The following is a 12067-nucleotide window of genomic DNA, read 5'->3' as shown; positions in this document are numbered from 1 at the left end:
CTGTACACCCCTTTTTATTCTTTTTAATAGAAGAATATGATTAGAGTAGTTCAATTAGTATCAAAACTATAGACATGAAGTCGTAATATCTCTGTTTGTACAAGCCTGTTTTTTGCTTAGCATCAATTAACTTATATACCTTTTTATTACATTTTTTGATATGATATAACTATAAAATATAAATTAGGGGGACAATCCATGGCAATCTTACTACAAATCATCGTACCACTTATATGTGCAATATATTTATTTACCCTCTATCGTAATACGAATATAGGAAAGGCTGCATTTCTTTTGGCAGTCATTATTGGGATTTTCGGTTTAGAGAATATCTTTCAATATGCTAGTTTAACTGATCATGCTGTTTATCCGTATTGGGGCAGTTTAAAGGCTGTAATCTTTATTTTATCAGTGGTGTTTTTATTCAAAAGAACACCCACTTTATATAATAATTAACAATTATTCATATTTATTTAAAGCTTATTTTCAGGAAGAGGTTATACAATGAGAGCGCCATATCAAGTATTAATATTTCCTTATATAATAACTGAAGATTCTATTCAATACGCTATTTTTAACCGAAGTGATTATGGTTATTGGCAAGGAATTGCTGGTGGTGGAGAAGATGGTGAGACTCCTATTGAATCAGCAAAACGGGAAGCATTTGAAGAAGCTGGTATTTTAAGAGAATTTCCTTATATACAATTAGATTCTGTGTCTTCACTATCGGTAGAAGATGTAGTTGGAGAATTTCTTTGGGGAGATGATGTTTATGTAATAAAAGAATTTTCTTTTGGAGTTCAAGTTTCTACAAAAAACATTTCATTATCAAAAGAACACTCCAATTATAAATGGTTATGCTTTGAGGAAGCAGTAACGCTTTTAAAGTGGGATAGTAACAAAACAGCATTATGGGAATTAAACAAAAGGTTATTAAAGCAATTAAAGAGTTAACTATAAATAAAAAAGATTAGGATCGAATCCTAATCTTTTTTATTATTCAATTGCACCAGCAACGTCATAATCGTTTAAATCTAACTCAATTGGTTGTCCGAGTGCTAATTTAGCAAGTTCTGAACCTAAATATGGACCAGCTGTTAAACCTGAAGCTCCTAATCCGTTTGCAACAAGAATACCGTTGAAGTTAGGAAGTGGTCCGATAACAGGTAAGAATCCTGGCGTAAATGGTCTAAAACCAACTCTCGTTTCAAGCAAAGTACCATCTTCTAAACCAGGTGCAACTTCTAATGCTTTATGAAATACTTCATGTAAACCACCAGCTGTCACACGGTGATCGAAACCAGTTTCATTCTCATGTGTTGCACCAATTACGACATGACCATTGTCAAACGTTAAAATGTATTGATCGTTTGGCGGCATAACAACTGGCATGTTTTCTGTTGCTGTATTTTCCGTTTGCAAGTGAACAATTTGTCCTTTTTGGAATGTAACTAAGAAGTTAATACCTAATGGATTCAATATTTCATTCGCCCATGCGCCTGCAGTTACAATAACCTTTTCCGCTACCATTGTTTTGTCATTTACTTTAACTCCAGTAATATGATTATCTTCACGGACTAATACTGCATCTCCTTTTATAAAAGTTGCGCCATGTTTTTTCGCAGCACTTATTAATGCGTTACGCAATGATCTTCCGTTTACTCGTGCAGCGCCACTAATATGAACAGAACTATATTCTTCTGATAATGCTGGGAATAATTTTTTCGTTTCTTCAGCTGATAAACGTGTAATTTCTCCAATCTCTGGTGCATCTTCACGTCGTGTATAAGCTCGTTCTTCCATTTTATCTAACTTTTTCTCATCAGTATGTAAACTAATTGCACCTACACGCTTGTATCCTGTATCCGTTTCACCGTCTTCTTCTAATTGCTGAATTAAAGAAGAATAGTAACGTGCACCGCCTTTAGCAATTTTATACCATGCTTTATTACGACGCTGTGAAAGCCATGGACATACAATACCAGCCGCTGCATCAGTTGCTTGACCTAGTTGTTGACGATCCACGATAGTAACATTCACACCTGCTTTAGCAAGATGATAAGCAGTAGACGCTCCTAAAATACCGGCTCCAACTACAATATACGATTTCATTTTAAACACCTTTTCTCTTTTGCTAATTATTTAAATATAAGAACATACTTTAGTATACTGAAAGGAATCCTTTTTTCAATGTGCTAAACATAATTAATTGTTGCATCATTGTGACTTTCCTAGTCATTATTTTTTCTTCTTACGGAATAATTCAATTGTTTTATATCCTTGTGAAAGAATTTCAATCATTTTCTCAAGACGTTTTTCACGTGTTTTTTCTTGTTTTACAGAAAATAAATTACGTGCCCAATCTTTTTGATATCCAGGTGTTAAACTTTGATAAAACGTAAGTTCATTCGGATGATTAACCAATAATGCTTCAACATCTTTAATACGATCTGCATAATCAGCAACACATTGACTCATAGCAGGCGTTTTCTTCTCTTTTTTCTTTTCACGCTTTAAGCCTACAACAGTAAAGACGTCGTCCATACTTACCATTCGTGCAAATTTAATATCACTCTGTCCTACATACCCATCTTCGCCAACGCTTAATGCAGGAAACATCTCATCACGGTGAATAAACGTACTATAACGAGAATTACCTTTTTTCGGATACGCGAAGAATATGTAGCCTTTTTCAATTAGTAATTCTTCATTACTAATAATAAAATTCGTTTGTTTCACCATTTCATCAAGTGTTTCTACAAAAATAAAAATGGCATCATGATCTTTGGAAAATGTAGTTTCTTTTCCTGTAAAAAAGTCATAATCACTAGGTTCATTAATTACGACCATATTTGTATACTTATTAAGTTCCAATTTATCAATAATTGACATAAAAATCTTCCTTTACATTCAAAATTCATTGTTTATACTTTTTCATACCGTTCTAGTGTATTATATCTGTTAATAAAATTAAACTTTAATAGTTGCTTTAAATCAAAATTAGTAAAATAGCCGATTCTGCATAAGAATCGGCTAGCTATTTATTTCATCATAACTCAATAGCAAATAAAGTATATAAAAACTCCCTATATTGATCTTCTGTAATTACACGTTTCGTTTTTTCCTCACGAATCATCTCAGTTAAACTAGTATTCGTTAAAGAGACATGGCCATAGTCCGTCAATTTCACCGCAATTGGTCCCTTATTAAAAATAGATTTTTCATCTTCTATTACTCTTTTTTGAACATCGTTTACTACTGCTTCATCGATGATACGATTATAAAAGGCGTGACAAACTTTCCAATCTCCATTCGTATCTTTTCTTTCTAAAACATAATTTCCTTTACTTGTGTCTCGTATTCTTACTCGATACGAACCATTTTTAGAGGAAACAGACTCTCCAGTAAAAGGTACGGGGATTAAAGGTACTAATGAAGCAATACCTACATCAATTAAGTATCGTTCGTTAGTATAATTTAAAATAATCGTTATATGTCCATCCTCAAGTGCCCATGCGTTTATATCATTTTTATATACGGTTCCAAGAGCAAGTTGTACATCATAACCACAATCTTTTAAAAAGTAGTAAAAAAGAGTATTTAATTCATAACAAAGTCCGCCTCGGGATGTAATTAAAATTTTATTCTGTAAATTTTCCATAGTAATTGTATTCGCATTACGTGCTATAACATCTAAATTCTCAAATGGTATAGTGTGTGCAAATGCAAAGAGAATTGAATTTAATTCTTCAAATCTCACTTCAGTACGGTTTGCAAGTTTCAACCTTGTAAACATCTTTTCTTTTAGACTTGCCATAGTCAGCACCCCTTAACATGTATAAGTTAAAATAGTATATGCTGATTGTAAATTTGATGGGGTACTGAAACAATGTACATTTTGTTTAACTGTACCGGTACAAAAAGTCTAACTCACAAGGTTATTTAAGATAAGAAGCTACGAATATAAATTTAATAGTTTGTCTATAGGTAAATTATTATAATCGCTTAAATCAACAAAATATTGAAGTTGCCATATTTGGCTCTTTTCCGCTTGGTTGCTAACAGGAGTATCCCAAATAGGATACACTCTCATAGCCATCTTCCCTTTTTGACTTTGCGTTTTTAATATTTTTTCTTTACGAAGAATTTCTTTAGGGAAAATAAATTGTCCTAGTTTATTTTTATCTATACAAGTGATAACTAAAAGGTCAGGAGCAGCGTCATAAGAAAATGCTTGATTATGCATATTGTCATCTTTCTCCCAAAAAGAAACAAATTGGCCAATTTTATTAGGGGTAATTTTTGATATTCTAAAACGAATGCTTTTATGATTTAAGTGAAATAAACATCCTGCATATTCTGCGTTTTGCTGTTCTTCTTTTAGATTCGTGAGTATTAATTTGTTAGGTTTGTACATTATATTGTTTAAATTTCGAATTACATCATTAAATTTGTTCAAGAAAATTCCCCCTTTATTCATTTCTTAGTTTATCACAAACATCAGTTCTTCTATATCGTATATAATCATGAACTAAGTGAAATGAGGGAATTTAGCAGGATATAATTATTACTTTAATGTACTTAGTTTTTCAATTGCTTGTTGTTCAGTTGATAAGTAAAAAACATCTCTACCTTTATTACATTCATAAATAAAATCCTTTAAGCTTTTACTAGTATACATAGAGAAATCTCCAACAATAGCAAACTTTACCTTGTAGTTTATAAACTTTTGAAGAATATCGCCCGCAAGACGTGTCTTTAGATCAAAGAAGTCTTCGCTTATTAAAGATTTTGGGATAATAATATGTTTCGCATCTACCTCATATTGAACTGTTGCCATAGTATCTAATGCAGACTGAACATCCGATATTAATACCTTATCGTTTCTAATGACCGCAATATTGATTCCATCAATTACTACTTTCTTTATCTCCATAGTCCCACCTCTTTATAATTTACACAGTATGAGTAAAATTGTTTTACAAAACTTCGTATTAATCATAGATTAAATTAGCCGCAGCTATTAAAATCGCCTCTATTTTTTATTGTAAATATATATTTTTTATTATTAATACGGTCAATGAAATTAATGATAGTTTCTCTTTTTTATATTTTTGAATATATATATGAAATTGCTTTTACTTGTTATAAAAATATTGTGGAGTAACATAACTTAACAAATTATCCAAAGTGTTAATCTCGGCATATGGTTGTATTTTGGTAGTATTCTTGATTTTCTGAGGGTTAAACCACACACCTTTTATATTTGCATTTTGAGGACCAGCGATATCCTTTTCTAAGTCATCCCCAACAAATAAAGTATTTTCCGGCTGTAAATTTAGCTTATTCAATGCTAGTTCGAATATACGTTTATCAGGTTTACTAAATCCCACTTCTTCAGAAATAATGATTGTTTCAAAATACCTATTTAAATTCGTATTAAATATTTTAGCTTTTTGCCTCTGAGTTGAGCCATTTGTTATAATTCCAACTTTAAATTGCTTCTTTATTTGATTTAACAAATGAATAGTATTTTGGTCTATTGAAAAACATCCAGGGAAATTATTATTCCAAAAATCTTGGATGTAATTGTGTGGCAATCTATATTTTGGCGCGAATTCATTAAATAATGATTCTAAAACTATCGTTTTATCGCTAATACCGTATTCTCTTTTATCGTATTCTTTGAATTTCTGTAACATAGTGTTTTTAACTGTATCACTAACATCCTCATAACACTTTTCTAAAACTAATAAAAAGAATTTATCTACTGCCTTATCCCTATCTAGTAACGTATCATCTAAATCAAACAACATCGCTTTATAACCAATCATATAATTTCCCACCCTTTCTATATTTCCGTAGAGATCAAAAAAGTAATTAATATCAAAGGACTTGTAAAGAACAATATTCTAAGAGATAAATCGAAAGTCCTTTTCTGTTTGTTATTTAATGTGAAAACACACTATGTTGACTTGTTATATAAGCTTATAAACATCTTAAAAAAATACAATATTTTTGGCTTATGGTTATAGGTTTAATTCTGCAATAACAATACTTATAAAATGTTTACGGGAAAATATTCATATCCATTCCTTTTCGTCTTTATGGATATGAATAGGTGCATTGAATGTCTGAATCCATTCAACTTGTGGAAAATAGTAATGAGGATGAGAAAGGGCTATATTCAAAATCCCTTTGATTTATTTTTTGATGGTAAAACACGTTCCTCTACTCTTTCATATTGAGTAAGTAATTGCTTGATAAAAGAAAATTTCGGTACTAACCAATACGAAAATACCGCTGAAATACATCCTATTAAAGCCCCTATCACAACATCAAAAGGATAATGAACCCCTACCCAAATACGAGAAATCGCTACACAAAATGCAAGTATAAGCCATAACCATCCAGTTTTTTTACGAACAAGCCAAAACGAAAAACAAATTGAAAAAAAGAGAATCGTATGGTCACTAGGAAATGAATTATCTACAGCATGGTCGACAATTTTATTCACATCAGGCAATACTGCAAACGGTTGATAATTTAGATGAAATTTTCCCGCTATTTTTCCAATCACCTCAGCAATTACAAAAGCAACTATCGCTTGAATAATCATCATCCTACTTTTTCTGGGGCCAGTAAACCAATAAGCTAAAATAATTAAAGCTAAAATATATACCATATACTCTGCCAAAAATATCATGGTTGAGTTTAGGAATGAATATTGTTTACCTAAATCATTAATTGCTCGAAAACTATCAATATTGAATTGAGAAAAAGTCATTTTCAACCGCTCCTTTTTAGTAAGGTGTTTTACGGATTGTCATATACCTTCACTGCATGAATAATTTTAGTTATTGTACCCATCTAAAAATATCAATCTCTTATGACACCGCTTTCTTCTTTTTTACTTTAATAAAAAAAGAAAAAGGAAAACATCGAACTTCCTTACAAACGTTCGTGCATTCTTACAGTTTTGTCATTTTCTCGTCATTTAGTAATTAGATTCATTTCCTTATCTTTCGCTATTTTCAAAACTCTTGTAACTCTAGGTCTATATTAATATTTCATTATATAGTTCTGTAGCAATTACTTCCTAATTACACAATAAAAAGGAGTAGAACCTTGTTGAGTCTTCTCCTTTTTGTTTATGTTTTTTTATTGAATTGTAATAAAATTACAGTACGTGAAATTATATCGTTTTAATTTTAAAAGCGAAGTGAAAATAACCTTCACTCCGCTTTTTTGTAATTATTTAATTGGTTTCTCTGTTTTTAAAACAAATGAACTTAATGCAGGGACTTTAATTTTATTATCATTAACAATGTAAAGTGTTTTACTACCTGCCTGCTTACCGTCTACTAGTACTTTCCAAGGACCTTTTGATGGAAGTTTTATGTCAACGGCTTCTCTATTTGCATTATGAGCCATCATAAAGGATTCGTTTTTATTACCAATTCCCTTTATCGAATAAGCCACAACATTTTTTGGGGTATCAATGAAAGAGGCCTGTTTTTTAATTTGTTCTGCAGATGTCATTCGAAAAGCTGAGTACTTTTTGCGTAATTCTATTAAGCCCTTCATATAATCTACTTCATTATTAAATGCTGCACGGCGTAACCAGTCCATTTGATTAATTGAATCAGGAGATTTGTAACTATTATGATCACCATATTTCGTGCGCATAAACTCTTGTCCTGCATGTAAGAATGGAATACCTTGTGATGTTAATAGGATCGAAGAAGACAATTTGTGCATTTGTTTTCGCACTTCTTCACTGTCACCTGGATTAGTCAACTCAAGTTTGTCCCATAATGTATGATTATCATGTGCTTCCACATAAGTTAGCACCTGCTCCGGATCTTGATAAGTAGACGAATTTGTATCGTAGTCAATGCCTGCCGTAATGCCTTTTTTAATACGGTCTTCCATGTTGTCCTTTCCATTTACAAAGCCATTTTCTTTCTCCTCAAATACACTACCTTTTAATCCATCACGTATATTATCGTTAAAATGAGCAATTCCTTTCATTTTCTCTGCATTTTTTTGATTTGCTTTCAACTCAGGTGCAAGAGGTGTATTTAAATCCCAGCCTTCTCCATGCAGTATAATAGAAGGATCAATCTGATTAATAGCTTTACGTATTTCGTTCATCGTTTCATAATCATGAATACCCATTAAATCAAAACGGAATCCGTCTAAGTTATATTCTTTTGCCCAATATGTGACCGAATCCACCATAAATTTTCGCATCATTTTTCGTTCTGAAGCTGTATCATTTCCTACTCCGGTTCCATTTGCAAATGTTCCATCTTCATTGTAACGGTAATAATAACCTGGAACTAACTTATGAAAATTAGATTCAGCAGCATTATACATATGGTTATATACTACATCCATTACAACACGAAGATTATTATCATGCAGTGTTTGAATCATTTGCTTTAATTCGGTTATTCGAACAGTTGGCTCATATGGATTTGTAGAATAGGATCCCTCTGGAACGTTGAAATTTTTTGGATCGTATCCCCAGTTATATTGTGGTTCGTTTAAATTCTCTTCATTTACTGATGCATAATCGAATATCGGTAACAACTGAACATGCGTAATACCAAGATCTTTCATATGATCAAGTCCTGTTTTCACACCTTCAGGCCCTCTTGTTCCTTTTTCTGTTACCCCTAAATACTTTCCTTTTTGTATAATACCACTTTCGGGCTGAATAGAAAGATCACGTACATGTAATTCATAAATAATAGCATCTTCCGGATTTTTAAATTTTGGCTTTTTGTTAGTGTTCCATTTTTTCGGATTTGTTTCTTCTAAATCAACAACCGCACCTTTATCTCCATTTACAGAAGCAGCACGTGCATATGGATCAACTGCTTCCGTCCACTTATCACCAATTTTGACCTTATACGTATAAAAGAGACCTTCTTGGTTCCCTTTAAGTTCTGCTTTCCAAGTTCCTTTTTCATCTTGTTGCATGTTTATTTCAGTACCTATTTTATCGTTCCATTTTTTATATGTAACTAACTTCGCTTCACTCGCAGTAGGAGCCCATACACGGAACTTCGTATGTTGTGGCGTATATATATTACCTAAATCGTTACCACCATAGTAAAATGAATGATCAAATTCCTCACTACGAATGACTTTACCGATTTCAGTATTCGCATAAGCTACGTTTTCGATTTTAACTTTGTATGTCTGTTTTAAATCAATTTTCTGCTCCGTAATTATTTTAACCTTATTCGTAACATTCTCACTGTTTCTATCATAAGGACTAATATCCTTAATTTTAATGCCTTCAATTTCAATATTCCGTTCCTTAATATGAAATGGGACATTAGTTGTTACAGTAATTTCATTGAAACTATCAATAGATGCTTTTTGAATTGATAGTTCCGCAGAAGGCTTAGAGTTATATACTTTATCATCACCAGAAAGAATCCATACTTCAGCACGACCGTCCTTTATATTTTCAATCCAACGATCGCCACCATCTTTTTCCCAATCATTGGTACGAATGATAAATCCTACACGATTATAGTAACCATCTATATTCATTTTAGCGTACTTTCCAAATTCATCTTCACCAGTAAATTCATATGATGTACCATTCGCATTTTCTCCCCATATCCAAAGGTTCCAGTCTTTTGTATTTCCAGACTGCTCTTTGTAATGAATGATAACTTCAGTTGTTTTCGAATTTGAAACTGCCTTTACACTTTGAAAAGAGAAAACAGATGATAACATAACGATTATAGTAAGTAATAAAACTGATTTGTTAATTAATCTTTTTATCATTTGCACCACATACACCCTTTCTTTAAATGGTATGAACGTTATATTCTGTTCGTACTACATTACAGCTACTTAAATGAATCTAAAAATCTCTTTTATTTCACCCCCATATTGGCTGATTTCACATATGTATTTCAATGATCTTTTAGTACGAAAACGTTTGCATTAATGTTTAAAAAAATAGGTTTGTTTATGTCTTCATATATTTGTAAATACTAAAAGATCAGGGAAATCATTATAAAGCAATCGTTTGTTATCGCTTTCATTCTATAGCACTTTCTATTAAAAGGTCAATATATTATTAATCTTCTGTTTTTATGTACTTTAAACCTTATATATGTGTCGTAACTTCATAAAGATAGACAACCTAATTATTGCTTAGTAAGACTATTTTCATTCATACATTGCTACATAAAAAACAGCTACTGTCTTTAAAACGACAGTAGCTGTTTTTCATAATGTAAGAATAAATGAATGATAACTATATTTCTAACTTACTTAATTTTTGCTGCATCAAATGCCTTTTGAACTGCTTGAACTTCAGCTGTATTTGCTCCATATTTATTCGTTGCCACTCGAATACATGCTGATCTTAATTCTTTGAAATTAGAAGTCATGTTTAACTCATCTGTATTTGCATAATAGAAGATATCAAACATTTTATCTTCACCAATCCCTTTAACAGTCACTCCGTTATGAGTGCCACCTTTTGCAATGAGATACGCAACTTTATTAATAATGCTTGAATTAAAATGAACACCACCTTGATCCCATCCATTAAAATCATTAAATTCACTGTAATCATCTGGATAAGGTACACCAAGTGAAGATGGAACAGAAGCCGGATTTTCCATATCACGGAAAACAGATCCAGTTTGTTCTCCCATCGTCCAGTTAAAACTTCCATTATTTACGTATTTCTCAATAGATGTTCCCATAATATCAGATAGTGCCTCATTAATCGCACCAGGTTCACCATAATATTCAAGATTAGATTCGCTAGAAGTAACAGCATGTGTAAATTCATGGCCAGCTACGTCATATGCCTTGACGATAGGATCTCCATATACAAGCATACTTCCATTATTCGCACTTAAAGCATTCTGCCAATTTTTCGGATCATTCGTATCTCCGGAATCCCAAGCATGTACAACTGAAACTACCTTTTGTCCCTTATTATCAAAGCTATTACGCTTATATTTATCTTTATAAAAATCAAATACTTTTGTTGCTAAGTAATGAGCACTTACTGCTTTTGGATCGTTAAATGTTGTCGAAGTACTAGTTGCTAATGTACCAGGATAATAGCTTTCTTCTTTCGTAATGTCTCTATAATTCACATCATATGTTTCGATTCCTTGCCCTCTTGTATAATCAGCAAGAGCATATTTGCCATTACTTTGTTTAGAGATACCAAATGTACGTGATATACCTAAATCATCTTTTCCTGTTCCAGTTAATGATGTAAGATTGCTTTTTTTACTTTGCTTTAATGCTCCAACTAGTTTTTCACTTGCTTTTAAGTTAGATTCTTGTACCATATTTTTTAACATATCACCATTTTGTGCATTTATTAAATAAGTTCCAGAAACATAGTTTGGTGTTGCAGCTTCAAATGTAACCTGGTATGCATTGCTAGCTTGTCCATTATTTTCATCAACAAAAATAACTTCTTTAACTTCTGGCTCAGAAATAAAATTGATATCGTTCCCGTACTTCGTATAAATATATTGTGTTGCTTCATCTTTTGATAGATTGATAGGTTTTTTCAATTCTTCTTGTTTTAAATTTTGCGCACTATCGCCTGAAACACTTTTAATAACACCGTTATTATCTACGTGTGCAGTTAATTGATGGCCATATACTTCTTTCCCTTCGTATGTTTGCTGAATACGTACAAGTGTAGTCCCATCATATGAACCACGTTTTTGAAGAACTTTATAATCTACTCCTGTTTCTCCATTGACTTGCTTTGGAGAAAGAGCTTGTTCTGTTTTCTCCTTTAGAGCATCTTTTACTACATTCTCTGGTGCCTTTTGTGACGGTTGTGTAAGTTCACCCGAACGGAACGATTCTTCCTGAATTTGAACTTGTAGTTGATCTGTTTCCTCTGCATGACCTACTCCGTATGGTGCAACTGCTGTTAAAGCTAAACCCGTTGTTAATGCTACCTTAGTTAACGTCTTTTTGTTTTTCATTTTTTCACCTCGTATAATTTTTGAAATAGAAAGCTTGTACAAAGTATACTTGCTGTTCT

General features: G+C 32.1%; 11 protein-coding genes and 1 pseudogene. 2 read left to right on the top strand and 10 right to left on the bottom strand.

Going from position 1 to position 12067, the window contains the following annotated elements; all coding sequences use genetic code 11:
- Positions 1-198 precede the first annotated feature (198 nt).
- Positions 199-456: a hypothetical protein gene (locus Q9B79_RS05330; RefSeq protein WP_306182911.1), complete on the top strand. Its 258-nt coding sequence runs from the start codon at positions 199-201 to the stop codon at positions 454-456.
- A gap of 48 nt (positions 457-504) precedes the next feature.
- Positions 505-954 carry an NUDIX hydrolase gene (locus tag Q9B79_RS05325; RefSeq protein ID WP_306182910.1) on the top strand — a complete coding sequence of 150 codons (450 nt, stop codon included), beginning with the start codon at positions 505-507 and terminating at the stop codon, positions 952-954.
- Positions 955-996: 42 nt separating this feature from the next.
- Here the strand turns inward: Q9B79_RS05325 and Q9B79_RS05320 are convergent, their stop codons facing one another.
- The 10 genes and pseudogenes from Q9B79_RS05320 to Q9B79_RS05280 all read right to left on the bottom strand — a co-directional run bounded on the left by Q9B79_RS05320 (position 997) and on the right by Q9B79_RS05280 (position 12008).
- Positions 997-2112 (bottom strand): NAD(P)/FAD-dependent oxidoreductase, encoded by a 1116-nt coding sequence (locus Q9B79_RS05320; protein WP_306182909.1) that lies wholly within the window; start codon positions 2110-2112, stop codon positions 997-999.
- A gap of 126 nt (positions 2113-2238) precedes the next feature.
- The gene (locus tag Q9B79_RS05315; protein ID WP_306182908.1) at positions 2239-2892 is read right to left on the bottom strand and encodes a YdeI/OmpD-associated family protein; all 654 of its coding nucleotides are present in this window, start codon (positions 2890-2892) and stop codon (positions 2239-2241) included.
- 157 nt (positions 2893-3049) lie between these two features.
- Positions 3050-3817 (bottom strand): arylamine N-acetyltransferase family protein, encoded by a 768-nt coding sequence (locus Q9B79_RS05310; protein WP_306182907.1) that lies wholly within the window; start codon positions 3815-3817, stop codon positions 3050-3052.
- 138 nt (positions 3818-3955) lie between these two features.
- Complete coding sequence (locus tag Q9B79_RS05305) at positions 3956-4480, bottom strand: MepB family protein (RefSeq protein ID WP_306182906.1); 525 nt, start codon at positions 4478-4480, stop codon at positions 3956-3958.
- Between the two features lie 87 nt (positions 4481-4567).
- On the bottom strand, positions 4568-4936 hold the full coding sequence (locus Q9B79_RS05300) for a DUF4180 domain-containing protein (RefSeq protein WP_306182905.1): 369 nt from the start codon (positions 4934-4936) through the stop codon (positions 4568-4570).
- A 202-nt stretch (positions 4937-5138) separates the two neighbouring features.
- Positions 5139-5831: an HAD family hydrolase gene (locus tag Q9B79_RS05295; RefSeq protein ID WP_306183326.1), complete on the bottom strand. Its 693-nt coding sequence runs from the start codon at positions 5829-5831 to the stop codon at positions 5139-5141.
- 255 nt (positions 5832-6086) lie between these two features.
- A pseudogene (locus Q9B79_RS26945) lies at positions 6087-6197 on the bottom strand (hypothetical protein); the annotation flags it as partial.
- Positions 6188-6787 carry an undecaprenyl-diphosphatase gene (locus Q9B79_RS05290; protein WP_306182904.1) on the bottom strand — a complete coding sequence of 200 codons (600 nt, stop codon included), beginning with the start codon at positions 6785-6787 and terminating at the stop codon, positions 6188-6190. The pseudogene Q9B79_RS26945 and the gene Q9B79_RS05290, both read right to left, overlap by 10 nt.
- 467 nt (positions 6788-7254) lie before the next feature.
- Complete coding sequence (pulA, locus tag Q9B79_RS05285) at positions 7255-9819, bottom strand: type I pullulanase (protein ID WP_306182903.1); 2565 nt, start codon at positions 9817-9819, stop codon at positions 7255-7257.
- A 485-nt stretch (positions 9820-10304) separates the two neighbouring features.
- Positions 10305-12008 (bottom strand): M4 family metallopeptidase, encoded by a 1704-nt coding sequence (locus Q9B79_RS05280; RefSeq protein ID WP_306182902.1) that lies wholly within the window; start codon positions 12006-12008, stop codon positions 10305-10307.
- Positions 12009-12067: the final 59 nt, after the last annotated feature.

It is taken from the genome of Bacillus sp. MHSD_36 (assembly GCF_030757775.1).
Classification (GTDB): domain Bacteria; phylum Bacillota; class Bacilli; order Bacillales; family Bacillaceae_G; genus Bacillus_A.
Note: the sequence above shows the minus strand (reverse complement) of the source record. Positions and strands in the feature narration are given on the sequence as shown.